Origin of the sequence: Rhodococcus erythropolis R138, from assembly GCF_000696675.2 — a bacterium.
GTDB classification, from domain to species: Bacteria; Actinomycetota; Actinomycetes; order Mycobacteriales; family Mycobacteriaceae; genus Rhodococcus_F; species Rhodococcus_F erythropolis.
On the sequence record NZ_CP007255.1, the window covers coordinates 5,145,041 to 5,171,641 of the forward strand.

Consider the following 26,601-nt stretch of genomic DNA (forward strand, 5'->3'; position numbering starts at 1 on the left):
AAGCATGCCCAGGGGCGGGGACAGCGGCATTATGTGTGGGTGCGCACACTCTTCGATCCAGCCGAGCTCGAACCCCGCCGGTTCTATCAGTTACTCACCGCTTCGGTGGTCCCCCGGCCGATTGCCTGGGTGTCCACCCTGTCGGCGGACGGCGTCGGCAATCTGGCTCCGTACAGCTTTTTCACCGTGGCAAGTTCGGCGCCGCCGATCGTGCAGTTCACGTCGGTCGGACGCAAGGACAGTCTGCGCAACATCGAAGCGACCGGCGAATTCGTGATCAACCTGGCGACCGCCACGCTCGCAGACGTGGTGAACAAGAGTTCCGCCTTCTACGACGCCGAGGCCGACGAATTTCTCGAGTTGAACATCCGTAGCGAACCGAGCGAGCGGGTTCGCCCTGTCCGGGTCGCCGACTCCCCGATCGCCATCGAATGCACGCTCCACCAGGTCATCGAGGTCGGTAATTCATTTGTCGTGATGGGAAATGTGGTCGCGGTCGCAGTACGTCCCGAGGCTGTCGCCGACGACGGGTTACCGGACTTCGCGGCAATCGCACCGATGAGCCGACTTGGCCGAGCGCAGTGGGGTCTTCCTCCCGAAGTCGTCGAAAAGGACAGACCCACCACTCCACACCGGCCGTAAATCAGGTTAGGGTTACCTGATTAGGTACGAGTAACAGATAATCAGGGAGCAACCAGTCATGGCCAAGCGCGCCAAGTTCGTGAAACCGGCCTCACGCAGCATCGTGTCGGCGCAGGTCGTGGCGAACAAACGAATCAGCCCGAGCTTCATCCGAGTGACCATTGCCGGCGAAGAGCTGTCCACCATCGCACCGATGGGTGCCGATCAGTGGTTCCGCATGTTCATCCCGCAGGTCGGCCAGAGCGAACTCCGGTTGCCGAGCGCGGCAAGCAATCTCTGGTACGCGCAGTACCTGTTGATGTCCAAGGACACGCGACCGGTCGTGCGCAACTACACGATTCGCGCCTACCGTGCTGCCGGATCCGGTCTCTTCGGTGAGACCACGGAGATCGACATCGACTTCGCCTATCACGGCGACATCGGCCCGGCATCCGCGTGGGCGGACACCGCGTCGACCGGCGACAAGGTCGCCCTCCTCGACGAAGGCTGCATCTACAACCCCACACCCGAGGCCAAGTGGCAACTGCTCGTCGGCGACGAGAGCGCACTTCCGGCGATCATCGGCATTCTGGAAACCGCGCCGGCAGACCTGCGTGCCGAGGTCTTCGTCGAGATTCCGAACATCGAAGACAAGCAAGACATTCCGGAGTTGGCGAACGTCAACGTGCATTGGCTCGTTCGCGAGGACGAACACGCAACGCCGGGTGTTCTGACCCTCGAGACCGTCCGCGCCGCCGAACTGCCCGAGGGGCCGTCGTACACGTTTGTCGCCGGCGAACAGGCACTCACCACGGGACTGCGTCGGCATCTGGTGAACGACCGAAAGTTCGCCAAGACCGACATCACCTTCACCGGCTTCTGGCGCCACGGACATTCGGCTCACTGACAAACGAATGCAAAAAAACGAGCGGCCCGGGAGAAACTCCCGGGCCGCTCGTTTTTTACGTTCGCTTATGCAGCGTGCTTCTGGATCACATCGCCCAGACGCGGCAGAGCTGCAGTCACATGCTTCTTGGCCGAACCGCGCAGCTTCGAGTACATCGACTTGACGACGGCCTTGTCGCTACCTTCGATACGCTCGTCCGTCACCTCGAGGAGGGAATCGGCAACCGCGTCACCGCGGGCGCTGATGAAATCGGCGAAGCTGCCTTCACCGGAAGCCGAGAATTCCTGCCAGTACGGCTCGAGCTTTGCCACGAAAGCCGGCAGAAGCGCGGTGACGGCGTCCGGCACGATGGACGGGCTCACCTTCTTGACCGCGCCGTAGCCACCCTTGAGAGCCAGCCCTGAGGCCCCCGACTTATCCGAAACCTCTGCGTCGATCAAGGTCTGCACGTCCGCGACGACCGCGGGAACCCGTGATTCCTCGAGCAGGGTTTCGTTCAGAGCTGCAACCACTTTCGATCCCTTCATTCTTCACTGATGTTCATCAGGTCGCGCCCGAGACTATACGAAATTCGGCAGGTCTCTACTGCCGAGTATCCGATGGCAGCGCCTGGCCCTCTCCAACCACCAGTCGCGCCGGTCCGCGGGCGCGGCCAGCGTCTCGAGCAGAACCGGATCAGGCTCGACGGCACCAACGGACAAAGCGCCGTCGACGGCTGCTCCGGTGACCGCGATATCCCGGACGAACAGGCCGCCCGTGCCGAGGCCGCAGGCAAACGGAAGCCTGGGCAAGGCTGCCGCGGCCGCCAGTCCCGCGGACATCCCCACAGCCGTGTCCAGCGCACTCGAGACCACCACCGGCACCCCGTAGTCCGCCAGCTGCGCCGACAGCGCCACCACAGCACGCATTCCGCCCAGCGGGGGCACCTTCACGACGGCTACGTCCGCTCCCCCGGCTCGTACGACGCGCAACGGGTCCTCGGCACGGCGAATGCTCTCGTCGGCGGCGATCCGCACACCGGTCCCCGCGGCGCGGACGCTGACCAGTTCCTCGACGCTTGCACACGGCTGCTCCGCGTATTCGAGTTCACCGTCTTCGGTGATCGCTCGCAAAGCCGTGATCGCCTCGTCCACACTCCACCCGCCGTTGGCGTCGACGCGCACGTTCGGGATGTGCCGACGCACCTCGTTCACCCGGGCGACGTCCTGCGCCAACGACTGCCCCTTCTCGGCGACCTTGACCTTGGCGGTCCGGGCCCCGGGGAAGCGCTCCAACAATTGCGGAACGGCAGAGGCGTCGATCGCCGGCACGGTGGCGTTGACGGGAACGGCGTGACGAAGCGCAGGCGGCGGACCCAGCCACGCCGCCTCGATCCCGGCGAGCAGCCACTGCGACGCCTCGTCGTCGTCGTACTCGACGAAGGGGGCGAATTCTCCCCACCCGGCCGGGCCACGAACGAGCAGAGCCTCACGAGTCGTGATGCCGCGAAAGCGAACTCGCATCGGCAGCGCAAGCACCACGGCGTCCGAGATCAGATCGTCGAACGAGGGGAACATGTCAGGGCTGTCCTGGAAGCAGTTCGATCATGAGCGCCTCACCGTCGGCGAGGAGCTTGCCGTCGAGGTCGGTCAGGCGTGCGCTGACAAAGGTCTTGCGACCCTCGACCCGATCCACCTTCCCTTCGATCACCAGTTGCGTGTTGAGCGGAGTGATCGCACGGTAGTTGATGTGGAGGTAGCCGGTCCGGGAAATCGGACGGCCACCCGCGTGGACCGTCATCCCGAAGACGTCGTCGAACAGCAAGGGCAGGACGCCGCCGTGAGCGGCACCGTTGCCGCCCAGGTGGTAGCGGCGGAAGACGCCGGTACTGCGGACTCCTTCGGTGTCGAACTTCTCGACCATCCACGGGAGCATGAGGAGGCTGCCGCGTCCGGGCAGTTGGATGTTCGAGCCCGCGGGCGACTTGCCCTCCGGCACCTCGTACGGAGTCAACCGATCGGCAAGCTCCTCGGCCTGCGTAGCGATGTCTGCGAGTACGTCGTCGGGAACATTGGTCGAGACGGCAAGGTCCTGCAACCTGCGCATCGCTTCGACGAAGCGGCCGAAGTCCGGACCTGCGGGAGTGTGCCGGAACCGTGGAAATCCGCCCCGCTTCTCACCGTCTGTGACGCTCTCCGTGCCGTCTGCGGTTTGTTCGCTCATGACCTGCACGTTAGCGCGCCCGGGAACGTGTTCTACCTCAGGCATCCGTTAGACACGCGAGGCGTGCCTCTATCGTGACTGAGGTGACCTTCAACCCGCAGCTCTGGCGCCCTGTTCCCGGATTCGAGAACCTCACCGACATCACGTACCACCGGCACGTCAGTCAAGGCACCGTTCGCGTCGCCTTCGACCGACCGGAAGTACGTAATGCGTTCCGCCCGCACACCGTCGACGAGTTGTACCGCGCGCTCGATCACGCCCGTATGACCTCCGACGTGGGAGCGGTCCTGCTCACCGGCAACGGACCGAGCGAGAAGGACGGCGGCTGGGCGTTCTGCTCGGGCGGAGACCAGCGCATCCGTGGCCGCAGTGGCTACCAGTACGCCGAAGGTGAAACGGCGGACACCGTCGACAAAGCACGCGCCGGACGCCTTCACATCCTCGAGGTCCAGCGCCTGATCCGCTTCATGCCGAAGGTCGTGATCTGCCTGGTCAACGGTTGGGCTGCGGGCGGCGGTCACAGCCTGCACGTGGTGTGCGACCTGACGCTCGCCAGCCGCGAGCACGCACGGTTCAAGCAGACCGACGCCGACGTCGGAAGCTTCGACGGCGGCTACGGCAGCGCCTATCTGGCAAAGATGGTGGGCCAGAAGTTCGCTCGCGAGATCTTCTTCCTGGGTGAGACGTACACCGCCGAGGAAATGCATCAGATGGGCGCGGTCAACAAGGTTGTCGACCACGCGGAACTCGAAAACGTCGCGATCGACTGGGCAGGCAAGATCAACGGCAAGTCGCCGCAGGCACAGCGGATGCTCAAGTACGCGTTCAACCTGCAGGACGACGGGTTGGTCGGCCAGCAGCTGTTCGCCGGTGAGGCAACACGTTTGGCGTACATGACCGACGAGGCCGTCGAGGGTCGCGACTCGTTCCTCGAAAAGCGTGATCCCGATTGGTCACCATATCCCTGGTACTTCTGAGACAGTAGGTGCGAGAGGGAGGTCGGACGTGGAGATTCTGAGTAGCCGTACGATATTGCGCCCGAGCGAGTACGAACGAACGCTGAGCTTCTACCGAGACACCCTCGGTCTGGCGATCGCTCGTGAATATCCCGGCGGCACAGTCTTCTTCGCCGGCCAAGGGCTGATCGAAGTCGCTGCGCACGGCGGCACCGGCGAAGGTGGCTTTCGCGGCGCGATCTGGCTGCAGGTCCGTGACCTCACTGCCGCTCAGACCGAACTGGTTCTCGCCGGAGTCAAGATCGCCCGCGAGGCCAGGCAAGAACCGTGGGGTCTGCACGAGATGTGGATCGCCGACCCGGACGGGACACCGATCGTGATGGTGCAGATCCCGGAGGACCATCCCATCCGACGCGATTCCCGGCCACCGTCCGCGTAGTCGAGACACCACTGTAGCCGAGCAGTGACAGATGCCCGCCACGACTTTCGTGGCGGGCATCTGTCGGTTCTTCGCAGAGATCAGTTGCGCGTGCTCAGCGCCTGAGAGATCTGATCTGTCTGGGCCTGACCCTCGAGCAGTTGGCGAACCAACCACAGCCGCAGCACCTTTGCCACCGATGCGGCCAGGAAGAGTGCGGCACCGACCACTGTCAGGGCGAGGAAAACCACGGTGAGGATCTGGTACGACACCAGATCCCGCAGGTCCGAGAGCGTCAGCGAAGAGATGTAGACGACGAAGGCGCCGACCACACCGACGACCATGAGCACCAGGCCGGCGATGCGCGTCGCAGCGTCGCCGCCTGCCTGCTTCTTGTCCAGCTTCAACTCTGCGATGTTCTTCTTGAATTCCTCACGGCGATCTTCGGCGAGAGTAGTCATCGTCATCCTCCTAGATAACTGGTAGAAAGTTCGTTTTCGATGTCGAGGGGATCGCCGGTCTTCACGACGCGTCCCTGCAACATGAGTGCGGCCGAGGTCGCGATGGGCAGCACCGCTCGTGCGAACTGCTCGGCGACGAGAATGGAAATGCCTTCGGCTGCAAGCGAGCCGACGACGTCGTACATCTGCGAGACGATTCGCGGTGCGAGACCCATCGACAGCTCGTCGAGCAGGAGCACCGTCGGGTGAGTGCCGAGCGCCCGTGACAGCGCCAGCATCTGCTGCTCGCCGCCGGACATCGATCCGGCCAACTGCCCGCGCCGCTCCCCCAGGATCGGGAACCTGCTGTACGCAACCTCTTCGAGTTCGGCCAACCCGACGCCCGTTCCCGTGGCGATCCACAGATTTTCGCGCACGGTCAGGTTTGCGAAGATCCCGCGTCCCTCGGGGATGGAGCAGACGCCCAGCCTCGCCAACTCCGAAGGCTCGACGCCGTTCACGACCTGGCCCGCGAGCCGGAACTCGCCGCGGGTGACCGGCAGGACGCCTGAGCAGATCTTGAGCGTCGACGTCTTGCCACCACCGTTGGGTCCGAGCAGCGCCACCACTGCGCCCGGTTCGAGTACCAGATCCACCCCGTGCAGAACCTCGATGGATCCGTAACCGGCACGGACACCGGACAGTTCGAGCAACGGTTCGGCGCGGTCGGGGCTGCGTATGCCCTCGTCGATTTTCGCCTCGCCAATTTTCGCTGAAGTCATACCGCCTCCTCCTCGGTCCCGATGTAGGCCGCGATCACTTCCGGATCCGTCCGGATCTTCTCCGGATCGCCCGATGCGAGGACTGCGCCGTAGTCGAGCACGTGAATGGTCGAGCACACCTTCATCACCAGCGGAATGTCGTGCTCCACCAGACAGATTCCGAGTCCACCCGCCGCCAGCTCGGTGAGCATCTCGGCAAAGACCTCGGTTTCCTGCTCGGTCTGGCCCGAGGCCGGTTCGTCGAGCAGCAGCACTCGCGGGTCGGTCATGAGCGCCCGTGCAACTTCGACTACGCGGGCGCGTCCGGTGGGGATGTCCGCGACGTCCTTGTCCGCGACATCCGTCAGCCCGGTCAGCTCCAGCAGACGATCCGTCTCGCTGTCCACGTCGATCTTGTTGCGGCCGTTCGCCTTGTGGATGTCTCCCGCGACACGCAGGTTGTCACGCACCGACAGCGAGACGAACAGTTCGAGCCGCTGGAAGGTACGCGCAAGCCCGCGACCTGCCCGCTTGTGCGGCGGCAGCTTCGTCACGTCGACGCCGCCGAGGAACACCTGACCGGACGTGGGTTTCTGCAGCCCGGTGATGGTGTTGAAGAGCGTCGTCTTGCCCGCACCATTCGGTCCGATCAGTCCCGTCACGGTTCCGGGTTGCACGGTGAGCGAAACGTCCTTGACCGCGACGTGCCCACCGAAACGAACGCTCACACCGCGTGTTTCGAGAAGAGGTGTGTCAGACATGGGCGGTCAACTCCTTCGGCGAGCCGCCCTGGTACTGAGGAATCCCCAGTTCGCGGTCGATCTCGTCACGGATCTCGGGGCTGTACGGGACGTCGATCCCGACGTCTTCGGGAACGACTGTCGCCTTGGCGGCCAATTCTTCCGGAGTGAGAACCGCACGGGGCATGACCATCTCGCCGATCACGGGCAGCATGAACACCACCGCGATCGTGATGGACGCGAACCACCAGTTGCCGAGTACGCCGGTCAGAGCAAGGACGTAGGTCAGTAGAACGACTGCGGCGCCGCCGATCAGAACCGGCCTGGCATCGGTGAGCCGACGGTATCCCTCGATCACGCTGTGCACGGTGCCACTGGGGTTCGCGCCGACACCGATGCCGATCAGGGCCGGGCTGACGGCCGCGATGTTGCCCAGCAGCAGCCACATTCCCTCCAACTCCGGTTGCGCCGAAGCCAGATTGGTGAACGAGACCATGATGACGGCAAAGCCGATTCCGGCCATGAGCCCACCGAACAGCGCGCCGGTGACGTATCCGATGCCCGCGACGACGGTCAGCATGAGCAGCGAGAGGCTGACCATGATGGCAAAGCTCTCGCCCGAGACCGAACCCATCGCGCTCGACATCAGAATGCCGCCGAGACCGGCGATCCCCGAAGAGATCATGAAGACGCTCAGCTTGAGCCGAACCAGGCTCTGGCCGAGCATGGCCGAACCGGCCGGGCTGTCCTTCATCGCAGCGAGACGGCGCCCGTAGCCGCTGTTACGCAACGCGATGACGCCGACGCCGAGTACCGAGAACAGCGCGGTCACGGTCATCAGGAACACCGTCTCGTTGCTCAGATCGAGCGGGCCGATCTTCAGCGGAGGGAGAGCGATGTTGCCGTCTTTGAACAGCGAATACTTCATGCCGAACATCTCGTGTTCGGTGGTGTCGCGAAGGACCATGTTGGAGAGGAACACTCCGAATGCCATGGTCGCAAGCGCGAGATACAGCCCTCTGAGCCGCAGCGCCGGCAGGGCGACGAGGCCACCGATCACTGCGGTGACGAGGACTCCGACGACGATGCCCCACAGGTTGAGGTGCGCAGCCAACCCGGAACCGGAGATCCCGAAGTGGAAGGCCACGATGGTAGCGATAGCGCCGAAAGATACCGGCGCCAAGTTCAATTCACCCGCGTAGCCGGTGAGGAGTGTGAGCGAGAGCGCGATGATCGCGAAAGTCATTCCGATGGTCAGTGTCGTGACCGCCGACGTTACCATCAGCAGACGGATCAGGTACACGATGACGATCAGTGCCACGCCCCAGACGACGGCCTTGCGCACGCTCGGGACGTGGTACCGCTCACGGGTGCGAGTGACCGCACCGCGCAGGCGGTCCTGAGGTAGGACGATGAGTACGACGAACAGCGCGATCATCGGTAGGGAGACACGGAAATTCGACGTCCAACTCCAACTGGTCGGGAAGTACGCCAATACGTACGTACCGGCAAGCCCGAGAACCACGGCACCGACAAACGTGCGCAGGATGCTGCGCAACCGACCGAACATGGCCGCGGCAAACGCGTCGATCACCAAGAGCGTCAACATGTTCGCCTCGAGTGTGCCGCCACTGATCGGGGTGATCAGGATGCCGGCCAGGACTGCGAGCGTCGAACCCATCGCCCAGGACAGTGCCGCGAGACGCTCCGGATTGTGGCCGTTGAGGCGCAGTAGTTCCGGATCGTCGACGACGCCGCGCATCGCAACACCGGCACGGGTGCGCGTGAAAAGAATACGCAGACCGACGGCGATAGCGATCGCAACGAGGATGCAGATCAGCTCGTGGTAGCGGATGCTCGCGCCGAACACCGTGATCTTGGACTGGTCACCGAAGAACATCTGCATCGTTCGGGCGGTCTCGGGATGCCAGAACCAGTGAGAAATCGAGAGCATTCCGAGCAGGATCGATACCGTCACAACGATTTTGGTGACCTCGGCGGTATCGCGTAGCCCCTTCATGATCAGGACGTAGAGGCCGAGACCCATCAGCGGACCGACCAGGACCAACGAGATCAGCAAGGCAACGACAGTGGGAAGTTCCCAGCCGTAGCGCAACTGCCAGTAGATGAACGCACCGAGCATTGCCTGTGCACCGTGCGCGAAGTTGAAGATGCCTGACGTGTTGTACGTGAGTACCAGCCCGGAGGCGGCGATCGCGTACACCGACCCCAGGACCAGGCCCAGGATCGTGAAAGTGACAAAAGTGTTCATGGCTGAACCCTCGTTAGGGACTCGGGCGGCGGTTGGCGCTCGCCGCCCGAGTCGGAAGAATCAGGACTGCGGCTTGATGACGTTGGCGTTCTGGTACTTCGTCGAAACGCGGTCAGCGCCGAGCTCGGTTCCCCAGGTGCTCTTGTCGGTCGCGACGAGGTACTTGGGGTCGCACTTGAATTCGCCCGCGGTGGACGGGAACGCCTGCGAGTAGGTACTGCCCTTCAGCGAGGTCATGAGTCCGCAGGTGGCCGGCATGTTCTTGCCGGGGGCGGTGACGGCATGCAATCCGCCGCCGTCCCACTCGTGAATGTTCGAGAGTTCGTCGACCATGCACTGACGCGTCAGATCGCTGCCGCACTCGTCCGCGGCGGCCGCCCACAGCAGGAACGACGACGCCGCCTGCATACCGAGAAGCGCAGTCTTGCCACCCTGCTCGGAGACAAGATCGACGTACTTCTTCACCGCGGGCACCTTGTCCGCGTTCTCGAGCATCTGGAAGGTCATGCCCGCGTTGAGGTTGTCGAGCAGTCCGGTGTCCTTGTTCCAATCGGAGACGGTCGCGCCGTACCAGGTGGCTTCACCGAAGAAGATGGGATCGATCCCGACCTGGTCGAGGGCCTTCACGAAGTTCAGCTCCGACGGGCTTGCCGATCGTGACGTCCAGATACCCTTCGCACCGCACTCCTTGTACTTCTCGGCAAACGGCACGTAGCTCGATTCGCCCTCGTAGTTGAGTGTGACGCCGCAATCCTTGAGCTTGAAGCCCGCAGCCTCGGCGATCGAACGAATCTTCGTGGTGGAGCTGATGATCGTGGGCATCGTGCTGTTGACGACGTCGAAGTCGTTCACCAAGTCGGGATGCATCTCGGCCATCTGGAACCACTGCGAACCGTTCGCGTAGTCGACGGGGAACGGAACTCCCTGGAACGTCATGGGTCCGTTCGCGGCGTCCGGCGAGACGGTGAAGCCTGGCACTGACACCAGGTTGCACGCGACACGCGTCTGCTCGGCGGTCTGATCCATCGCGAAGCCGTAGCCGACCATCATGAACTGACTCCCGCACGCTTCCTGCATGACCGAGTTGGCCTGCGTCATCGCGGCGTCGTAGTCGGTACCGACGACCTTGCGCCCGTTGATACCGCCTTGATCGTTGCACCACGAGATGAGCGCGTTCACCGCATCGCTCATTTCCTTGTTCAACCCGGGAGACTTCACGTACCCGCGGTCGTCACCGAACCCGATCTTGATCTCGGTGTCGCTGACGCCTTGATCGGTTGCGCCGGTGGCATCGCCTTCGCCACACGGCGAATCGAGGGTGCCGAACTTCGCGTCGGATGTGCTCGACGCAAGATCGGCGCTGACGCCTGGTCCGCCGACAGCGACGGCGTAGGGATCGTCACCACGATTCGATGCGCAGGCTGATGCCAGAACGGCGGTCGCTGCGAGTGCCACGATCAGCTTCGTGGACTTGTTGGGCTTCACGGTCGGAGCTCTCCTTCTCACTGACAGACACCGAGATACAGAGGTGAAACCCCTGTTCCGGTGCGCTCGGTGCCCGTAGGTAATCAGCGTTTAAAACGGTCCGAATGTGCCTTCCCGGTGAGTGAGACCAAAAAGTGAGGTCCCACACAGGGTTCGGATTTCGTGGCGCTGAACACATCGCGAACGGCAGCGCCGCAGCCCACGCGCGGGGACGTACTCCACGGAGGCCCTGTTCGCATCCCGTTCGCTGTACTTTTACGCGTTCGATACGCACAATTCACGTTGTGACCGCAGAGCTCGTAATCCTCCTGGTGGTAGTTGTCACCGCCCTCGCGTTCGATTTCACGAATGGTTTTCACGACACGGGTAACGCAATGGCCACCTCCATCGCGACCGGTGCACTCAAGCCCAAAGTTGCGGTCACACTTTCCGCGATCCTGAACCTGGTCGGTGCGTTCCTGTCCGTCGAGGTCGCCGCGACGGTAGCCAAAGGTGTCGTCAACCTCGGCGCGGTCAGTGGGCAGGATCTGCTGCTGATCGTGTTCGCCGGTCTTGTCGGCGGAATCATCTGGAACCTGGCCACCTGGCTTCTCGGATTGCCGTCGAGCTCCTCGCACGCGCTGTTCGGCGGATTGATCGGCGCCGCGATCGCCTCCATCGGTATGGGCGGAGTCGAGTGGGGCGGAGTGCTGACCAAGGTCGTCGTCCCCGCGATCCTCGCGCCGGTCGTCGCTGCTCTGGTCGCGGGCGTCGGCACCAAGCTCGTGTACCGCATCACCGCATCCGTCAAGGAAGACGAGCGCGAGCGCGGTTTCCGTTTCGGCCAGATCGGCACCGCCTCCCTGATCTCACTTGCACACGGCACCAACGACGCCCAGAAGACGATGGGCGTCATCTTTTTGGCCCTGGTCGCTCACGGCACCATCACCGCCGAGACCGAGATGCCGTTCTGGGTGAAGTTCACCTGTGCCGTCGCGATCGCCCTCGGCACCTACCTCGGCGGTTGGCGCATCATCCGCACCCTGGGCAAGGGTCTTGTCGAGATTGCCGCGCCGCAGGGTCTGGCAGCCGAAGCGTCGTCCGCAGCCATCATCCTCACGTCGAGCCACCTGGGACTCCCCCTCTCGACCACCCACGTCGCCACCGGCTCGATCCTCGGTACCGGTATCGGTCGCAAGGGCGCCGAGGTCCGTTGGGGTGTCGCCGGCCGGATGGCCGCAGCCTGGCTGATCACATTGCCGTCGGCTGCCGTCGTCGGAGCTATCTGCTGGGCTCTTGCGCATCTGGTCGGCGGACTCGCCGGCGTGCTCGTCGTCTTCGCCGCGCTTATCGCCTTCGCGATCTTCATGTACATACGCTCGCGTAAGGAACCCGTGGACGCGGCGAACGTCACCGCCGAATGGGACGAGAATTCAGATGCGGCAATTGCCGAGATCCCGGCAGCCGAACCCACGCCGTCCACCGAAGCCACCCGCAACTCCTGAAAGGGGCGCAAGAGAATGCATCTACTCACCGATACCCTCGATTCGCTCTGGCAGGTAGTGGCAGTAGGACTGCTCTTCGGAGCGGGACTGCCGGCGATCTTCGCATTCGGCCTCAAGTCGCTGAGCCTGCCGAATCCCGACGGCACCGAAGGACCGACCACCCTGGGTAAAATGGGTGCGTACCTCTGTTTTGCGATCGTGCTCGTCACGATCTTCGCCGGAATTCTGTTGTTGATGAAGAACTTCTTGGCCAGCACGTTCGGAATCCACGTCTTCTGAGTGGTCGTCGCGGCACACCACTGAAACCACCGAAACGAAAATGAGGCCGAGGATTTGAGCAAGTATTCATTGCGCAGCGTGCTCGACTGGCTACGCGCCGGGTACCCCGAGGGCATCCCGGACAAGGATCATTTCGCCCTGCTCGCGGTTCTCCGTCGACGTCTGACCGACGAGGAGATCGAGCAGGTCGTTTCGATGTCCATCGAGTCCGCGCACGAGGTACCGGACCGCCACGTCGACTACGACACGATTCGCGCCATCATCGAGGGGATCCTCAACGAGGAGCCGTCCGAGGACGACGTCGATCGTGTCACCGAAAGACTGCGCGCAGGTGGGTGGCCGGTTATCGAAGACGTGGACGCCAACAACGAAGTTCGAGATGTGAGCTGACGTCATGGCTCTTCCGCCCTTCCTCACGTCGATAGTCGGCTGGTTGCGGGCCGGCTATCCCAATGGCGTCCCCGAGCAGGACTACATCCCGCTCTTCGCACTCCTCACTCGCAGACTCTCCGAGGCCGAGGTCGACGCCGTCGCCGACGCGTTGATCGAGGACGGCGATCTGCCCATCGAGAAGACCGACATCCAGGTCCTCATCACGAAGATCACCAACGAGATGCCTCTCGAAACCGACGTCGACCGCGTGCGAAGCCATCTGGCTGACGGCGGTTGGCCCCTTGCCGGGCCGGACATCCGGTGAACGTTCTTCGCACACTCGCGGTTCCGCAGGGCGAGGCGGCTTTCGAGGTATTGCCTGCCGTCGCGCAGATCCTGGGCGGCGAGCACGACGCCGTACTCCCCGTCCCGGCTGCCGACGCACGCGAGACGGCCCGACTGAGCGACGCTCTGCACCCCGATCAGCCCATCGACGACGGCGTCTCGCTGGTAGTCGCCACGTCGGGAACCACGGGAACGCCGAAGGGCGCGATGCTCGGTGCTGATGCACTGAGGGCCAGCGGCGACGCGACCCACGAACGCCTCGGCGGCACAGGATCCTGGTTGCTCGTTCTCCCTCCGCACCACATCGCCGGCATGCAGGTTCTGCTCCGCAGTGTTCTCGCCGGAACGCAACCGGTGATCGTCGACGTCAGTGCGGGTTTCGACCCGGCAGCGCTTCCGGGTGCCGTCGCCGCGATGAGCGGACCGCGCCGCTACACCTCCTTGGTGCCGACGCAGTTGGTCAAGGCGCTCGGTGATCGCGCCGCGGTCGAGGCGCTGGCTTCACTCGACGCGGTTCTGCTCGGCGGCGCTGCGACTCCCGCGCCGGTACTCGCGCAGGCAACCGAAGCGGGCATCACCGTCGTCCGTACCTACGGGATGAGTGAAACCTCCGGCGGTTGCGTCTACGACGGAATCCCGTTGTCCGGAGCGCAGATTCGTATCGACGACGGGCGAGTGCTGCTGGGCGGGCCGATGCTCGCGTCCGGGTACCGCGGGCTTCCCGACCACCCCGCTTTCGCCGAACCCGGATGGTTCCGGACCGACGACGCCGGAGCTGTGGTCGACGGAGTCCTGCGCATCAGCGGCCGGTTGGACGAGGCAATCTCCACCGGCGGGCTGACCGTCGTACCGCAGGTGGTCGAGGCCGCGCTGGCCGATCACCCCGCCGTTCGCGAGTGCGCGGTGATCGGCGTCGAGGACCAGCGGCTGGGGCAGCGGGTGGTGGCCGTGGTCGTACCCGAGGGCAAAGCTCCGACGCTCGACGAACTACGCACACATGCTCAGCGGACACTCGACGTGACCGCGGCGCCGCGCGAGCTGTTCGTCGTGGACGCACTGCCGCTCCGGGGGCCGGGCAAGCTCGACCGCGCCGCCCTGGTGGCTCGGTTCAGCTAGCAGCCGCAGCCCGATTGTTCAGCCGCAGGCCTGATCAGCGCCGCGGCTGCACAATCAGCGCGCGGCTCCGCGGAGGCAAGTCCGCTCGAACCTTTCGCGGACGCGTTCGAAGTCGCGAAGATCCGCCCATACCCACCGGAACACCTCGAACCCCGCGTCCCGGATCGCGTCCTCCCGCAGTTTCTCGCGCTCTACCGCCCTACCCGGATTGTCGCCGCGGTACTTGACCATCCCGTCGAACTCGCCCACCACACCGTGCTCTTTCCAGAAGAAGTCGACTCGTCCGATGAACCTGCCACCGTGACGGATCTCGTGCTGCAGCGTCGGCATCGGCCAACCGTCGTCGCGCATGCGTACCCGGCTGATGGACTCCCCCGGACTCTCGGCACCTGGTTCGATGAACGTCGCCGCCACTCGAGCGCGACTCATCCCCAGCCGTCCGCGCGCATGATCGAGCGAAGCGTCGACGTTCTCACGCCTCATCCCACGTCGCAGGGCGCAATCACCGATCACCACGGCGGTCTCGAACGGCGTCGTCCGTGCGAGGTCGACGAACGTTCGCGCAAGCGACGTGGTTGCGACGCCGTCGATCAGCGCGACCTCCTCGGGCGGGACCACTGCTGGATGAAGATGCAAGGTCTGACTCTTCCGCCCACCCGAGCATCGGCTACGCGTCAGATGCACGGTGTCCAATCGCAATCCGCCGCAATCCAATCCGTGCATGATCGCTGCCGAAGCGTGGCTCACGATCGCACCTGGACCACAGGTTTCAGCGGCCGCGAGGACCGCGCACCGGTGGCGTGCTCCAGCGTCGAGTTCGCGGAAGTGATCGGCGTGCATGTAGATCCCCGCTGAGATTCGGTGCAGCTCGCCGCGCCTGACCGCTCGCTGCAACTGCGCGTCGCTGGTGCCGTCCCGGTGAGCCTGCGCCCGCGTGAGAATTTCCATGCAGCGAGCGTGACGCCATCGCGCCCGCACACCGGCAAGCAAGTTCCGTCTGGGGATTGTTTGCCGGTTGTGGAGCACCGACCTCGCGCGCTGTGCAAGTAACCGCAAGTTCCACGCAAGGTCCATGCAAGATCGATCTGCCAAGCTTCATCCCATGAACCACACAGCTTCGCCTCTTGCCATCGAGGCCGACGGACTCGTCAAGAAGTTCGGCGAGCACCGCGCGGTCGACGGCGTCAGCCTCACCGTCCCCACCGGCTCGGTGTTCGGCGTCCTCGGGCCGAACGGCGCCGGCAAGACCACCACCGTCCGCATGCTCGCCACCCTCCTTCGCCCCGACGGCGGCGAGGCGCGCATCTTCGGTCACGACGTCAGCCGTGAACCCACCGCGGTCCGCTCCCTGATCGGCGTCACCGGGCAGTACGCCTCCGTCGACGAGGATCTGACCGCGACCGAGAACCTCGTGATCTTCTCCCGGTTGCTCGGCCTGAGCCGCCGCGATGCGCGCACCAAGTCCCTCGAACTCCTCGAGGAGTTCGACCTGGTCGAGGCCGCAACCAAGCCGCTGAAGAACTTCTCCGGTGGTATGCGTCGGCGCCTGGATCTGGCGGCCAGCCTGATCGCTCGCCCGCCGCTGCTGTTCCTCGACGAGCCCACCACCGGACTGGATCCGCGCACCCGCGCCCAGATGTGGGTGACCATCCGGCGACTCGTCGCCGAGGGCTCGACAGTGTTGCTCACCACGCAGTACCTCGACGAGGCCGATCAGTTGGCCGATCGCATCGCGGTGATCGACCGCGGTCGCGTGATCGCCAACGGCACCGCCGACGAACTCAAGGCTTCGGTAGGGATCTCCTCCCTCCAGCTCAAGTTGGTCGACCGTGACCGAACCGAAGAAGCTCGCTCGCTCATTGCGGCTGCGCTCAGCGTCGAGGTGGGAGTCACCCCCGAAGTCGGTCGGATCACCGCACCGCTCAGCGACCCGTCGATCACAGCGGACCTGTTGATCCGTCTGCGTGAGCAAGGAATTGCCGTCGACGAGATCAACGTACAGAAACCCAGCCTGGACGAAGTGTTCCTGACCATTACCGGGCACCAGCCCGAAGACGGTGGACGCAACGACGCCCAGTCCGACAACGACTCCGATCGGAGCGTCGCATGACAACCACCCTCACCAAACCCCGGTCGCCGATAGCCCAGCCGGACGCCGCACCCCGCCGTATCAGCCTGCAGCAGAGCTTCGCGAACACGTTCACGATGGCGTACCGCGGAATTCTCAAGATCAAGCACAACCCCGAGCAACTGTTCGACGTCGTCATCCAGCCGATCATCTTCACGTTGATGTTCACGTACATCTTCGGCGGCGCGATCGCCGGTGACGTGACGGCATATCTGCCGACGATCATCCCCGGCATCCTCGTCCAGACCGTCATCACCGGTTCCATCGTCACGGGCACTCAGCTTCGTGAGGACATGGACAAGGGCGTGTTCGACCGCTTCAAATCCCTTCCCATCGCTCGTATCGCCCCGCTGTCCGGCGCATTGCTCGCCGACGTCGTGCGCTACGGCATCGCCACGACCATCACGTTCATCGTCGGTTTCGCGATGGGATACCGCCCCGCAGGCGGCGTGGTCGGCATTCTGTCTGCCGCGATTCTGGTCATGGTGTGCGCGTTCTCCATCAGCTGGATCTTCGCCCTCATGGGCGTGCTGATGAACAAAGCGTCCACGGTGCAGGGTGTTTCGATGCTCGTGCTGTTCCCGCTGACGTTCCTGTCGAATGCGTTCGTCGATCCTGCCACCATGCCGAGTTGGCTTCAGAAGTTCGTGAACGTCAATCCGGTCTCACACTTGGTGACCGCGGTTCGCGAGCTGGCCAACGACGGTCACTTCGGTATCCACGTCGTGTGGTCGTTGGTCGGCGCCGCGGTGATCGTTGCCGTCATGGCGCCCCTGACCGTCCGGATGTACATGCGCAAGACATAAGTCCCGCAACATCGTCCAGCTCTAATCCAGCACCGGTCCGCGAAGCGCAGCCAACACTGCTTCGCGGACCGCTCTGCGTGAGTAGCCCGACACCTTCTCGGTTTCCACAGACCACCTGTCGACTCCCACCACACCGACAGCGAAGTCGGAGAGACGCGCATGGTGGAGCGAGACGAAGTCCTGTCTCCCCGGCATTTTCAACGACAGAGCCATCAGTTCGACCCCTCGATCGATGTTGCCCGTGACAAGATCGAACGACCCGATCGCCGACGCCAAGGAACCCGCGAGCGGCAGGTCCGCATAACCCTTGGGATCGAACTTGAGAGCACTCGAATCCTTCATCTGCAGAACACGACTTGCCACGAGTTCATGTCGGCCGTGAACGACGTGAGCACACACGGCCGCAGCACCGAGCAGAACGACGAAGGGATCACCGAAGATGTTCTCGATCGCAGAGCCCAACAACTCCAGTGCTTCTCGATACCTGGCCAACCCTTCTTCGACTCGGCCGTCCGCGAGATCCGCCTCGGCGATGCTCGCCATCAGCGCCGCGCGCCGTTGATCGGTTTCGATGGCACCGGTCCCACCCGAGTGCGCCAAGGCCGGACGTGCCCGATCGAGAAGTGTTCGCCCGCCGGCGGTGTCACCGGATGCGATCATTGCTCCGGCTTGAAAGCAGATGAGCTGCATCGCCTCGTCACGTGCACCGAGGCGTTCCATCGACGCCGCCGCAATCGCGTAGAACTCGATGGCCTCGCCATATCGCGCGGATTGGCTGTGGACCGACCCGACATGCTGGGCCGCCATCGCAAGGCCCCACTCGTCACCGGCATTGGTCGCGTAGTCGAACAACGCTTCCCCGTCCAGCAAAGCGCCCCGCAGATCCCCGATGTTCTCGCGCATATTCGAACGCGCGGACAGCGCAGCCATTCGGGTCTCGGGGTCGGAACTGCGAACGCCTTCCGCGACCAAACGCGCAAGTCTGTGGTTGGCGATCCCACTCGTGGTCAGCTTGATCAGAAATGCGAACAACGGACCGAGATCATCGCGCTCACGCAACAGCTTTCGAAGACGAACCCGCGCGCGGGCATGGTTTCGATCGGTCTCCGCGAAAAACAGATGCATCGCCACCAGAATGAACGTCGCGCCCACCAATTCTGCATTTACATCGCGTAGATCGTTGTCCGCGGTCGCCCCGACGATCTTCGACGCCCAGTTCGAGACTTCCGAATTCGATCCTCGTACGGCCCACAGAATCGCGAGGACGGGAAAGACGTTGGCTACGGTGACCGCGTCGCCGCGCTCCACGGCCCAGCGAAGAACCGCGAGAAGGTTGTCGTGCTCGGCGTCGAGGTCGGCAATCAGGCGCAGCTGATCCGTGCGTGCACGCACGACGGCGTCCTCTGCGATCGCGATTGCCCAGACATTCAGGCGCCGGATCACTTCCGGCCCCTCTCCGGACGCGGCGAGCTGCTCCTCGCCGTATTCACGGACCGTCTCGAGCATGTAGTACCGAAGCTCACCCTGACCGTCGCTGACGGAAAGAAGTGACTGATTGACCAGCGCTTCGACAGCGCCGGCCACATCGTTCAACTCTCCCCACCCGGCAACGGCCTGCGCCGAGGAAAGCGTGAAACCTGCCGGGAATCGGCACAATCGACGCAGCGCAATCTGATCCCCGCTGCCCAACAGATTCCAGCTCCAATCGATCACCGCGTGCAGCGTGCGATGCCGATCCGGAGACGTCGGATCATCGGAGCGCAACAACGCGAACCGATCTCGCAGTCTCGAACCGATTTCGTCGACGCTCATCGTGCGGACCCGGGCAGCCGCGAGCTCGATCGCCAACGGGAGTCCGTCGAGCGTCGTACACAGCTTGACGACCGCGTCGACGTCCAGATGAACGGACGGCCGCACCGCACGGGCTCTCGCCGAGAAGAGTTCGACTGCCGAGCCGGTTCCGTCGTCGATCGCCAACGGCGGCAACGGGTACACCGCCTCGGCACTGATCATGAGCGGCGAACGACTGGTGGTCAGTACCGTCAGCTGACGACCGGCCGCGATCATCTCGGCCACGATCTCCGAACACGCGCCGATCACGTGCTCGCAATTGTCGAGGATGAGCAACATCGGACCGGCGGACAACGCCTCTTTGAGTCGCTCTCGCGCCGAATGCGTCCGGCCGACGGTCAATTTGCCTGGCGCCAGATCGGATTCGCTGATTCCGAGGGTGCCGCCGATGGCCGCGATGACATCTTCGCTGCTGCGCAACGACGCCAACTCCACGAGTACCACCGCGACGCCAGGCTGGTTCACGGATCCGCGCAGGCCCAATTCGTGTGCGAGACGGGTTTTTCCGGCGCCACCGGGTCCGAGAATGGTGACCACACGTGAGCGAGCCAGCAAGGATTCGATCTGGTCGATGTCGCTGTAGCGACCGAGCAAGGTGTTGGGGGCAGCGCGTAGACCGATCGCCCGCGCAGCTCGCGGTGTTGCCGCAGGTGCCCCGAGAAGTTCCGCGTTCAGAGTCACCAGTGCGGGTGACGGATCAGCGCCCAGGCGATTGGCGAGGTGGTTGCGGAACTCCGCGAACACTTCGAGTGCCTCGTTGACTCGGCCGGCTCCGGCGAGCGCACGCATCAACGCTTCGGCCGCTGTGTCGTCGAACGGGCTAGCCAGATGGCGTCCGCGCACCAGTGGAATGGCGGCCGCGTACTCCCCCAACGTGAGCAACGCGTCGATCTGCGCGGACTCCAGTTCGTCGTACACGCGGCCTGCGTCGAGCGCCAGACGATCTGCGACGTCGCCGACCACGTCGCTCCCGGGGGTACCGCGCCACAGGCGCAGCGCCGCGGTCGTGAGGGCGAGTGCCTCGGACGCGTCGGCGCCGCCGGCGCGCAGACGACGGACGGCGTCCGCTGCCCGGGCCAGGTCGACACGCTCCCGAGCGAGAGTGAGCCGGTATCCGGCCGCCGTGACTTCGAGCGCCCCGTCCGGAAGTGCAGATCGCAGGCGCGAGACCTGAGTGTGGAGGGCGTTCATCGGTGAGCGCGGCGGCTCCAGCCCCCAGACGTCGTCGATCAGGCTCTGCGCGGTACGGGGCTCACCCGGATTGCGAGCCAGCGCAACCAGCAGAGTTCGAGCTCGCGGACCCGGCAACGGAACCAGACGATCGCCCACTTTGGTCGAAATGGGTCCGAGCAAGGCAATGTCTGCCGGGTCTTCGCCCGACTGCGCGTACCTGGCGCGCTCACTCACGTCTCGAGTCATGTGCTGATCCACCGCGTTCGATCGTATTGCACAGTGCAAAGATCGTTGTATGGCAACAGCTGCTCAATGGATCGAAGGCGCGAGGCCGCGCACACTCCCGAACGCGATTGCGCCCGTGCTGGTCGGCACCGGAGCCGCGGCGTCCCTGGACCTCGCAGTGTGGTGGAAGGCGCTCCTGGCACTGATCGTCTCCTTGGCCTTGATCGTCGGGGTGAATTTCGCGAACGACTACTCCGACGGAATCCGCGGAACGGACGACGACCGCGTCGGGCCACTGCGCTTGGTCGGATCGAAGTTGGTCAGTCCCGGAGCTGTGAAGGCCGCAGCGATCAGCTGCTTCACCGTTGCCGCTGTAGCCGGGTTCGTTCTGGCGGCGACCACAGCCTGGTGGCTGGTTGCGGTCGGCGTGTTCTGCATCATCGGTGCCTGGTTCTACACCGGCGGCAAGAAGCCGTACGGATACAGCGGGTTCGGCGAGATCGCCGTGTTCATCTTCTTCGGGCTGATCGCAGTGCTGGGAACTCAATTCGTACAGGCCGAACGGGTGGATCTGGCCGGGCTGGCCGGCGCGATCGCCATCGGTTCATTCTCGAGCGCGGTGCTCGTTGCCAACAATCTTCGAGACATCCCGACCGACACCGAGTCCGGAAAGATCACTCTCGCAGTCCGGCTCGGCGACGCGAAGACCCGCACGCTGCACGTGATCCTGCTGGCCGTCCCGTTCGTCGCGACCTTGCTGCTGATCCTGCGTACTCCGTGGGCCCTGCTCGGATTGCTGGCGTTGCCACTGGCAATCCGAGCCAACGCCCCACTGCGTTCCGGCGGTCAGGGTATGGCCCTGATCCCCGCGTTGCGCGACACCGGACTCGCCATGCTCGTCTGGGGTGCCGCGACCGCAGTTGCGCTCAGTCTCGCCTGAACGTCGACGTACTCAACGGTTGTCGGGGACGAACGCGCTGAGCAGAAAGTTCACGATCGAGATGATCAGCGCGCCCCAGACTGCCGTCCAGAAGCCGTCGACCGTCAAGCCGTAGGACGTTCCGGACGAGATCCACGCCGTCAGCATCAGCATGAGGGCGTTGATCACGAGCGTGAACAATCCGAGAGTCAGGATGAGCAGCGGTAGCGAGAGAAGCTGCACTACCGGCTTGATGAAGGCGTTGACCACCGTGAAGATCAAAGCGATCACCGCGATCACGAGAACCGTGCCCCAGGTGCCGTTGTCGTGGTTGGCGATCGTGATGCCGGTGACCCACGCCGACGCCAGCCAGATGGCTATGCCGTTGATGATGAGACGTGCCAGAAATGTCATGTCTGAATGCTGGCACATCCCGCCCCGTGCATGCGGAGCCGTGCCGAATCTAGGCGGCGCGATTCATCTTCGCTTCCAAGCGCTCACGGATCACCGACATCGTGACCTGCGTTTCGAGGGCCTGACGGGTAGGCCCGTCGGCGACACGCAGGATGCCGAGCAGGATGTGTTCGGCACCGATCCGATTGTCCTTGTGCGCGAGCGCTTCACGAAGCGAGAGTTCCAACACCTTCTTGGAGTCCTTCTCGAATCGTGAACGAGGGAACCCGAATCGACTCTTGCGAGAAGTGTCGACGCCGTCCGGCACAGGAGTCTCGTCCAGCACACCTTCGCCGAAGGACTGCTCGAGACTCTCCCGAACCGCATCGAGATCGATGCCGATCGACTTGAGTATCTCGGCGTCGTCGTCGAAATTGTTCGAGCTACCTTCGTTCGATCCGGCGCCGGCGTGGTGGATCACGTCGAGGGAGACACCGGACTCGGTGAGCACCTCGGTGGCGATGCCCCGATCAGAGGTGAGCAGCGCGGTCAGAAGTTCCATCGGCGTGACCGGACCGGATCCGGCGACAGCATCGACAACGACGCCACGAGCCTGTGCGGAGAACCTTTCGAACATGGCAATTACCTGCCCTTCTCACGCAGTGAACGCAGCATCGATTCCGACTGCGCGGACGCGTATTTCTTGTGGACGGCTTGACGGCTGACCTCGAGAGCTTCCGCGATCGCCTGCCAGGACCATCCGTGACGGCGCGCGTTGGCGACCTGAATGGCCTCGAGTTTTTCGAGTAGACGACGCAGCGCTCGAACAGCACGCAATCCCTCGGTGGGATCCGGGCTACCGGCGGCAGCAGCGAGAGAGGTTGCTTCGGTCATGATGTCAATTTAGGTTGACAACTGGTATCTGTCAACCAAAATTGACAGGCGCCTAGTATCCGGCGACGGCCCCGTTCACTGCCACCTGCAAGTCGGCCTGCACAGTTCGGGCGATATCCATCGGCTTGTCCGGAAGTTCGGTCACCGGCATTCCGACAAAGACACTCGCAGCCTTGACGTCGCCGGCCACCGGACCGTAATTGATGCCGATCGACACCAGGGCCGGTGAGCATCCCAACTTCTCGGCGCGCGCGACGATGTGGCCGATTCCGCTGTTGACGTGCTGCAGCCGCGTCGGGTCTTCGGTGTTGCACGTCCCTTCCGGGAAAATCGCCAGACAGTCCCCGTTGCCCAGCCGCTCGGCCGCGACGTCCATCATCACTCGGCCGGCATCCGAAACAGCCCGGAGGCCGTAGTTCTTGCTGCGAAAAACCGGGATGCTGCCCATCATGTCGACCTTCTTGCGCTGTGAAGGATCAACGAAGAGTTCGTCTTTGGCGAGGACCCGGGTCCGTCCGATCACTCGACGCAACGGAGTACGCCACGCGGTCGCCGCGAGCGTGAACTGGTCGCTCTCGGTCAGATGATTGACTGCCACGACCAACTGCGTCTTTCGTTCCAGCAGAGTCTTCAGCGCGGCTTCCGCACCCGGCGCGTACCTCACTCGCGGGCGGTACTTCAGCGCCAATGCGGCATAAGCGAGCTTCGCCACAAATCGATTCTGTTGATGACTGCGGTAGTACTCGTACACAGCCTCGTAATTGTCGAGTGAAACTTCAGGATTGCCCATGATCCGCCCTCGCTGGAGAAGTGCCCCTTGACCAAACGATACACAACCTACGGTTGCGTAGGTTTGCGTTACAGAAGGCGTAGCGCTGGGAGAAACTCCACTCTCGAGGTAAAACGGTTTCTGTGATCCGCTCGGCCATATCCACCGACCTACCCGCACTGCAACAGATCGAGATCGCCGCGGGCGAACCGTTCCGAGACATCGGGATGGACGCCATCGCAGACGATCCACCGCCGACGCTCGACGAGTTGAACGATTTTCTCGCAGCCGAGCACATCTGGGTTCAGACCGACGCAAACGATGTACCCGTTGCGTACGCGCTCGTCGAGATCGTGGACGGCGGTGCACATATCGAACAGGTTTCCGTTCACCCCGATCATGCCCGCAAAGGCCTCGGAGCTCAGCTGATCGACGCCGTCACCGAATGGGCGGCGGACCATCACCACGAGCTCGTGACTCTGACGACGTTCGTCGACGTTCCGTGGAACGCGCCGTACTACGAGCGACTCGGGTTCGTGCGTCTGGCCGAGAACACGCTCTCTCCCGGCCTGATTCGCATCAGAACGGACGAGCAGTCGTCCGGGCTGGACGCCTGGCCGCGCGTGACGATGAGCCGCCCGTCACACGGTCCGGCGGCGGCGATTCAGGAACTGGCCGTCCACGCACCCGAACGGACGAACTCGTCCAGCACTGCCGTCGGACCGAGCAGGTCGATCCCTTCCGACGCCACCCATTCGTCGTTGTAGTACGTGCCCGAGTAACGCTCTCCGCCGTCACACAGCAGCGTGACGACGCTGCCGCTGCGCCCGGCTGCCATCATCTCGGCAATCAACGCAAAAGCTCCCCACAGGTTCGTCCCCGTCGAGCCACCTACTTTGCGCCCCAGGGCTGTGCTGGCGTGCCGTGCGGCCGCGATCGAGCCTGCGTCCGGCACCTTGATCATTCGGTCGACCACCTGACCGACAAACGACGGTTCGACGCGCGGGCGGCCGATGCCCTCGATCCGGGAACCCCGTGTACCGACGATCGACGGATCGCTCGCTCGCCACGCGTCGAAGAACACGGAGTGCTCCGGATCTACCACGCACAGCCCCGTGTCGAATTTCCGATAGCGAAGAAAGCGGCCGATCGTGGCGCCGGTTCCGCCCGTCCCGGCTCCGACGACCACCCAGTCGGGAATCGGATGTTCCTCGTGCTCGAGCTGAGTGAAGATCGATTCGGCGATGTTGTTGTTTCCACGCCAGTCCGTCGCGCGCTCGGCGTGGGTGAACTGGTCCATGTAGTGACCGTTCAACTCACTCGCGAGCCGATGTGATTCCGAGTAGATCGAGGACGGATCGCTCACGAAATGACAACGTCCGCCCTGCGCCTCGATCAGTGCGATCTTGGCGGGACTCGTGCTCGCGGGCATCACCGCGACAAAATCCAGGCCGAGCAACTTCGCGAAATACGCCTCGCTGACAGCCGTCGAACCTGACGACGCTTCGATGACGGTGGTCTCTTCGGTAACCCAGCCGTTGCAGATCGCGTAGAGGAAAAGCGACCGTGCGAGTCGATGCTTGAGACTTCCCGTGATGTGGGTCGACTCGTCCTTCAGATAGAGCTGGACGGTCCAGTTACTGGGCAGCGGATAGCGCAGTAGGTGAGTGTCCGCGCTGCGTTGCGCGTCGGCTTCGATCAGCCGCACCGCGTTGTCGACCCACTGGCGCGAGGTCCGACGGTCGACGTCGAGCGACTCCGTGGTCACCGCCCGTCTCCGCGCAGCTTGGAGCGAAGATCGTCACGATCAGACCGACGCTGGGCGTCGACGGCCGCGATGCCCGCATTGACACGCTTGCGCAGTTTCGCGAAGAGCAGCAGCGACAGCGGCAGCGCGATCAGAACTGCGAACAGTGCCGCGACGATCAGGGGAACGTCGGTGCCGGCGAGCTTTCCGCCACCGATGATGACGGCACCGATCACGACGACAAGCAGCAGCCGAGCGACCGAGTACAGCACCACGTCGCGGGCTAGTTGACCCTTGGTCACCGGCCCGGCAGCCGACTTTGCTTGCCCAGAGTTTGCGGAGGGTTTACTGGCCTTGACCGGCTCAGAAGGAACATTTTCGGGGTTTTCAGACAACTGACTCACCCTCTCAGGTTACCCATTCCGAATACGGGTGGGACTGAGCCCGCTATATCCATTTTGTCCTTTACTTAAACATTACTTTATCTTGAAAGATCGACTACCCGGCTATATCTGTGCAAACATTGCGCTACCACTCAGAAAACGGTCGAATGTGAGCGAAGGACTTCGAAACAAACTCGACGCAGGTTTTTGGCAACTGGTCGACACAACGGTTCGGAACCAAAGTTCGGAATCACTGCTCGGTTCGGAATCACTGTTCGTCAAACGTTCGACATCAACATGGAGGACCTCACAATGAGCGCACCAACCTTCAATACCGCCGCAGACGCACTCATGACGCCCGGACAGGTAGCGGCATTGTTTCATGTCGATCCCAAGACCGTGACCCGCTGGGCACACGCAGGACGACTGGGCTCGCTTCGCACACCAGGAGGACATCGTCGATTCCGTGAGACCGAGGTCATGCAGCTTCTGCGCTCGCTGACCACCGAAGCGGACAACAACTGAGCAACTTTCGCTCACGTCGAAGTACTTGTAGTACCCGACAGATCTTGCAGTACCCGACAGATACAGCACTAGCGCACTGAGCCGAAACGCTTGTCCGCACCACTTCTGGTGAAGCGGGCCGGAGACTGAGTAGGCTCGACTTCAGTTCCCTGAGGAGGTGCGCCGTGTTGTATCTGTTGGCGTTGGTGGGTTTGGTGACATTGATCGTTCTGATGTGGAAGGCGTTCGGGCCCGATCCGTCGACGCGTACCCCGGTGAGCGGCGTACGCGGGCCGGACGACGATCCCGAATTCCTGTGGAATGTGAACCAGCAAACACGACGCAAGCGCACGGAAGGGCCGGACGTACCGCCGACTGACACGTCGACGTAGCGTCCGGGCTCACCCGGCT

General features: G+C 63.5%; 31 protein-coding genes. 15 read left to right on the top strand and 16 right to left on the bottom strand.

What is annotated here, in order from left to right; all coding sequences use genetic code 11:
• The first annotated feature begins 39 nt into the window (after positions 1 to 39).
• Together H351_RS23505 and H351_RS23510 are read left to right on the top strand one after the other, a co-directional pair.
• Entirely contained in the window at positions 40 to 642 is a 603-nt protein-coding gene (locus H351_RS23505; RefSeq protein ID WP_021343457.1) for a flavin reductase family protein, read from the top strand.
• Between the two features lie 58 nt (positions 643 to 700).
• Entirely contained in the window at positions 701 to 1,528 is an 828-nt protein-coding gene (locus H351_RS23510) for a siderophore-interacting protein (RefSeq protein ID WP_029254858.1), read from the top strand.
• A 65-nt stretch (positions 1,529 to 1,593) separates the two neighbouring features.
• Here the strand turns inward: H351_RS23510 and H351_RS23515 are convergent, their stop codons facing one another.
• The 3 genes from H351_RS23515 to H351_RS23525 are packed head-to-tail and all read right to left on the bottom strand — an operon-like array spanning position 1,594 to position 3,730.
• Entirely contained in the window at positions 1,594 to 2,040 is a 447-nt protein-coding gene (locus tag H351_RS23515) for a DUF6918 family protein (protein WP_003941973.1), read from the bottom strand.
• A gap of 48 nt (positions 2,041 to 2,088) precedes the next feature.
• Positions 2,089 to 3,084: an o-succinylbenzoate synthase gene (locus tag H351_RS23520; protein ID WP_029254857.1), complete on the bottom strand. Its 996-nt coding sequence runs from the start codon at positions 3,082 to 3,084 to the stop codon at positions 2,089 to 2,091.
• Between the two features lies 1 nt (position 3,085).
• The gene (locus H351_RS23525) at positions 3,086 to 3,730 is read right to left on the bottom strand and encodes a PaaI family thioesterase (protein ID WP_029254856.1); all 645 of its coding nucleotides are present in this window, start codon (positions 3,728 to 3,730) and stop codon (positions 3,086 to 3,088) included.
• 83 nt (positions 3,731 to 3,813) lie between these two features.
• On the opposite strand from H351_RS23525, the gene H351_RS23530 reads away from it, so the two are divergent.
• Both H351_RS23530 and H351_RS23535 read left to right on the top strand, forming a co-directional pair.
• Positions 3,814 to 4,707 carry a 1,4-dihydroxy-2-naphthoyl-CoA synthase gene (locus H351_RS23530; protein ID WP_024487301.1) on the top strand — a complete coding sequence of 298 codons (894 nt, stop codon included), beginning with the start codon at positions 3,814 to 3,816 and terminating at the stop codon, positions 4,705 to 4,707.
• Between the two features lie 28 nt (positions 4,708 to 4,735).
• Positions 4,736 to 5,125, top strand: a complete 390-nt coding sequence (locus tag H351_RS23535) for a VOC family protein (RefSeq protein ID WP_019744328.1) — start codon at positions 4,736 to 4,738, stop codon at positions 5,123 to 5,125.
• Between the two features lie 80 nt (positions 5,126 to 5,205).
• On the opposite strand, the gene H351_RS23540 is transcribed toward H351_RS23535, so the two are convergent.
• From H351_RS23540 to H351_RS23560, 5 genes are read right to left on the bottom strand one after another with little or no spacing between them, the layout of a single operon-like run.
• Positions 5,206 to 5,565, bottom strand: a complete 360-nt coding sequence (locus tag H351_RS23540) for a hypothetical protein (RefSeq protein WP_003942018.1) — start codon at positions 5,563 to 5,565, stop codon at positions 5,206 to 5,208.
• Positions 5,566 to 5,567: 2 nt separating this feature from the next.
• On the bottom strand, positions 5,568 to 6,326 hold the full coding sequence (locus H351_RS23545; RefSeq protein WP_019744330.1) for an ABC transporter ATP-binding protein: 759 nt from the start codon (positions 6,324 to 6,326) through the stop codon (positions 5,568 to 5,570).
• Entirely contained in the window at positions 6,323 to 7,066 is a 744-nt protein-coding gene (locus H351_RS23550) for an ABC transporter ATP-binding protein (RefSeq protein ID WP_007728482.1), read from the bottom strand. The genes H351_RS23545 and H351_RS23550 overlap by 4 nt, the downstream gene beginning before the upstream one ends.
• Positions 7,059 to 9,317, bottom strand: coding sequence for an ABC transporter permease (locus tag H351_RS23555; RefSeq protein WP_059016365.1), 2,259 nt, complete (start codon positions 9,315 to 9,317; stop codon positions 7,059 to 7,061). Before H351_RS23555 ends, H351_RS23550 begins: the two co-directional genes overlap by 8 nt.
• Positions 9,318 to 9,377: 60 nt before the next feature.
• Positions 9,378 to 10,802 carry an ABC transporter substrate-binding protein gene (locus tag H351_RS23560; protein WP_059016368.1) on the bottom strand — a complete coding sequence of 475 codons (1,425 nt, stop codon included), beginning with the start codon at positions 10,800 to 10,802 and terminating at the stop codon, positions 9,378 to 9,380.
• Between the two features lie 284 nt (positions 10,803 to 11,086).
• Between H351_RS23560 and H351_RS23565 the strand changes: the two genes are divergently transcribed.
• The 5 genes from H351_RS23565 to menE are packed head-to-tail and all read left to right on the top strand — an operon-like array spanning position 11,087 to position 14,398.
• Positions 11,087 to 12,286, top strand: a complete 1,200-nt coding sequence (locus H351_RS23565) for an inorganic phosphate transporter (protein ID WP_019744333.1) — start codon at positions 11,087 to 11,089, stop codon at positions 12,284 to 12,286.
• Positions 12,287 to 12,301: 15 nt separating this feature from the next.
• On the top strand, positions 12,302 to 12,565 hold the full coding sequence (locus H351_RS23570) for a membrane protein (protein WP_019744334.1): 264 nt from the start codon (positions 12,302 to 12,304) through the stop codon (positions 12,563 to 12,565).
• Between the two features lie 54 nt (positions 12,566 to 12,619).
• Positions 12,620 to 12,955 (top strand): DUF3349 domain-containing protein, encoded by a 336-nt coding sequence (locus H351_RS23575; RefSeq protein WP_029254855.1) that lies wholly within the window; start codon positions 12,620 to 12,622, stop codon positions 12,953 to 12,955.
• A 4-nt stretch (positions 12,956 to 12,959) separates the two neighbouring features.
• Positions 12,960 to 13,262: a DUF3349 domain-containing protein gene (locus tag H351_RS23580; RefSeq protein ID WP_019744336.1), complete on the top strand. Its 303-nt coding sequence runs from the start codon at positions 12,960 to 12,962 to the stop codon at positions 13,260 to 13,262.
• Positions 13,259 to 14,398 (top strand): o-succinylbenzoate--CoA ligase, encoded by a 1,140-nt coding sequence (gene menE, locus H351_RS23585; protein ID WP_020723596.1) that lies wholly within the window; start codon positions 13,259 to 13,261, stop codon positions 14,396 to 14,398. Before H351_RS23580 ends, menE begins: the two co-directional genes overlap by 4 nt.
• A 54-nt stretch (positions 14,399 to 14,452) precedes the next feature.
• On the opposite strand, the gene H351_RS23590 is transcribed toward menE, so the two are convergent.
• A complete protein-coding gene (locus H351_RS23590) occupies positions 14,453 to 15,346 on the bottom strand; it encodes a hypothetical protein (protein ID WP_029254854.1) in 894 nt (297 codons plus the stop codon).
• A 154-nt stretch (positions 15,347 to 15,500) separates the two neighbouring features.
• On the opposite strand from H351_RS23590, the gene H351_RS23595 reads away from it, so the two are divergent.
• Both H351_RS23595 and H351_RS23600 read left to right on the top strand, forming a co-directional pair.
• Complete coding sequence (locus H351_RS23595; RefSeq protein WP_003941960.1) at positions 15,501 to 16,508, top strand: daunorubicin resistance protein DrrA family ABC transporter ATP-binding protein; 1,008 nt, start codon at positions 15,501 to 15,503, stop codon at positions 16,506 to 16,508.
• On the top strand, positions 16,505 to 17,332 hold the full coding sequence (locus tag H351_RS23600) for an ABC transporter permease (RefSeq protein ID WP_003941848.1): 828 nt from the start codon (positions 16,505 to 16,507) through the stop codon (positions 17,330 to 17,332). The genes H351_RS23595 and H351_RS23600 overlap by 4 nt, the downstream gene beginning before the upstream one ends.
• Before the next feature lie 21 nt (positions 17,333 to 17,353).
• On the opposite strand, the gene H351_RS23605 is transcribed toward H351_RS23600, so the two are convergent.
• On the bottom strand, positions 17,354 to 20,602 hold the full coding sequence (locus H351_RS23605) for an AfsR/SARP family transcriptional regulator (RefSeq protein ID WP_051636576.1): 3,249 nt from the start codon (positions 20,600 to 20,602) through the stop codon (positions 17,354 to 17,356).
• Between the two features lie 49 nt (positions 20,603 to 20,651).
• Here H351_RS23605 and H351_RS23610 point away from each other — a divergent pair, with 49 nt between their 5' ends.
• A complete protein-coding gene (locus tag H351_RS23610; protein WP_019744341.1) occupies positions 20,652 to 21,521 on the top strand; it encodes a 1,4-dihydroxy-2-naphthoate polyprenyltransferase in 870 nt (289 codons plus the stop codon).
• A 12-nt stretch (positions 21,522 to 21,533) separates the two neighbouring features.
• Here the strand turns inward: H351_RS23610 and H351_RS23615 are convergent, their stop codons facing one another.
• The 4 genes from H351_RS23615 to H351_RS23630 are packed head-to-tail and all read right to left on the bottom strand — an operon-like array spanning position 21,534 to position 23,577.
• Positions 21,534 to 21,914 carry a phage holin family protein gene (locus H351_RS23615; RefSeq protein WP_003941998.1) on the bottom strand — a complete coding sequence of 127 codons (381 nt, stop codon included), beginning with the start codon at positions 21,912 to 21,914 and terminating at the stop codon, positions 21,534 to 21,536.
• A 49-nt stretch (positions 21,915 to 21,963) separates the two neighbouring features.
• On the bottom strand, positions 21,964 to 22,530 hold the full coding sequence (locus H351_RS23620) for a Clp protease N-terminal domain-containing protein (protein ID WP_020906798.1): 567 nt from the start codon (positions 22,528 to 22,530) through the stop codon (positions 21,964 to 21,966).
• 5 nt (positions 22,531 to 22,535) lie between these two features.
• Entirely contained in the window at positions 22,536 to 22,787 is a 252-nt protein-coding gene (locus H351_RS23625) for a helix-turn-helix domain-containing protein (RefSeq protein ID WP_003941869.1), read from the bottom strand.
• 52 nt (positions 22,788 to 22,839) lie between these two features.
• Positions 22,840 to 23,577 (bottom strand): lysophospholipid acyltransferase family protein, encoded by a 738-nt coding sequence (locus H351_RS23630; protein WP_003941959.1) that lies wholly within the window; start codon positions 23,575 to 23,577, stop codon positions 22,840 to 22,842.
• A gap of 122 nt (positions 23,578 to 23,699) precedes the next feature.
• Between H351_RS23630 and H351_RS23635 the strand changes: the two genes are divergently transcribed.
• Positions 23,700 to 24,323, top strand: coding sequence for a GNAT family N-acetyltransferase (locus H351_RS23635; RefSeq protein ID WP_029254852.1), 624 nt, complete (start codon positions 23,700 to 23,702; stop codon positions 24,321 to 24,323).
• Here H351_RS23635 and cds1 read toward each other — a convergent pair.
• Together cds1 and H351_RS23645 are read right to left on the bottom strand one after the other, a co-directional pair.
• Positions 24,221 to 25,324, bottom strand: coding sequence for an L-cysteine desulfhydrase Cds1 (cds1, locus tag H351_RS23640; protein ID WP_019744346.1), 1,104 nt, complete (start codon positions 25,322 to 25,324; stop codon positions 24,221 to 24,223). The genes H351_RS23635 and cds1 overlap by 103 nt on opposite strands.
• Positions 25,321 to 25,707: a DUF4229 domain-containing protein gene (locus tag H351_RS23645; protein WP_019744347.1), complete on the bottom strand. Its 387-nt coding sequence runs from the start codon at positions 25,705 to 25,707 to the stop codon at positions 25,321 to 25,323. Before H351_RS23645 ends, cds1 begins: the two co-directional genes overlap by 4 nt.
• Before the next feature lie 291 nt (positions 25,708 to 25,998).
• Between H351_RS23645 and H351_RS23650 the strand changes: the two genes are divergently transcribed.
• A complete protein-coding gene (locus tag H351_RS23650) occupies positions 25,999 to 26,211 on the top strand; it encodes a BldC family transcriptional regulator (RefSeq protein ID WP_003942029.1) in 213 nt (70 codons plus the stop codon).
• A gap of 164 nt (positions 26,212 to 26,375) precedes the next feature.
• Positions 26,376 to 26,582 carry a hypothetical protein gene (locus H351_RS23655; protein ID WP_019744349.1) on the top strand — a complete coding sequence of 69 codons (207 nt, stop codon included), beginning with the start codon at positions 26,376 to 26,378 and terminating at the stop codon, positions 26,580 to 26,582.
• Positions 26,583 to 26,601: the final 19 nt, after the last annotated feature.

What these genes read in the sequence shown, in the direction of transcription:
- H351_RS23615 (WP_003941998.1), bottom strand. Translation starts at nt 21,914, where the DNA reads ATGACATTTCTGGCACGTCTCATCATCAACGGCATAGCCATCTGGCTG.
- H351_RS23600 (WP_003941848.1), top strand. Translation starts at nt 16,505, where the DNA reads ATGACAACCACCCTCACCAAACCCCGGTCGCCGATAGCCCAGCCGGAC.
- H351_RS23520 (WP_029254857.1), bottom strand. Translation starts at nt 3,084, where the DNA reads ATGTTCCCCTCGTTCGACGATCTGATCTCGGACGCCGTGGTGCTTGCG.
- H351_RS23590 (WP_029254854.1), bottom strand. Translation starts at nt 15,346, where the DNA reads ATGGAAATTCTCACGCGGGCGCAGGCTCACCGGGACGGCACCAGCGAC.
- H351_RS23580 (WP_019744336.1), top strand. Translation starts at nt 12,960, where the DNA reads ATGGCTCTTCCGCCCTTCCTCACGTCGATAGTCGGCTGGTTGCGGGCC.
- H351_RS23650 (WP_003942029.1), top strand. Translation starts at nt 25,999, where the DNA reads ATGAGCGCACCAACCTTCAATACCGCCGCAGACGCACTCATGACGCCC.
- H351_RS23620 (WP_020906798.1), bottom strand. Translation starts at nt 22,530, where the DNA reads ATGTTCGAAAGGTTCTCCGCACAGGCTCGTGGCGTCGTTGTCGATGCT.
- H351_RS23595 (WP_003941960.1), top strand. Translation starts at nt 15,501, where the DNA reads ATGAACCACACAGCTTCGCCTCTTGCCATCGAGGCCGACGGACTCGTC.
- H351_RS23545 (WP_019744330.1), bottom strand. Translation starts at nt 6,326, where the DNA reads ATGACTTCAGCGAAAATTGGCGAGGCGAAAATCGACGAGGGCATACGC.
- H351_RS23510 (WP_029254858.1), top strand. Translation starts at nt 701, where the DNA reads ATGGCCAAGCGCGCCAAGTTCGTGAAACCGGCCTCACGCAGCATCGTG.
- H351_RS23630 (WP_003941959.1), bottom strand. Translation starts at nt 23,577, where the DNA reads ATGGGCAATCCTGAAGTTTCACTCGACAATTACGAGGCTGTGTACGAG.
- H351_RS23555 (WP_059016365.1), bottom strand. Translation starts at nt 9,317, where the DNA reads ATGAACACTTTTGTCACTTTCACGATCCTGGGCCTGGTCCTGGGGTCG.
- H351_RS23525 (WP_029254856.1), bottom strand. Translation starts at nt 3,730, where the DNA reads ATGAGCGAACAAACCGCAGACGGCACGGAGAGCGTCACAGACGGTGAG.
- H351_RS23550 (WP_007728482.1), bottom strand. Translation starts at nt 7,066, where the DNA reads ATGTCTGACACACCTCTTCTCGAAACACGCGGTGTGAGCGTTCGTTTC.
- H351_RS23610 (WP_019744341.1), top strand. Translation starts at nt 20,652, where the DNA reads ATGGCAACAGCTGCTCAATGGATCGAAGGCGCGAGGCCGCGCACACTC.
- H351_RS23625 (WP_003941869.1), bottom strand. Translation starts at nt 22,787, where the DNA reads ATGACCGAAGCAACCTCTCTCGCTGCTGCCGCCGGTAGCCCGGATCCC.
- H351_RS23570 (WP_019744334.1), top strand. Translation starts at nt 12,302, where the DNA reads ATGCATCTACTCACCGATACCCTCGATTCGCTCTGGCAGGTAGTGGCA.
- H351_RS23605 (WP_051636576.1), bottom strand. Translation starts at nt 20,602, where the DNA reads ATGACTCGAGACGTGAGTGAGCGCGCCAGGTACGCGCAGTCGGGCGAA.
- H351_RS23540 (WP_003942018.1), bottom strand. Translation starts at nt 5,565, where the DNA reads ATGACTACTCTCGCCGAAGATCGCCGTGAGGAATTCAAGAAGAACATC.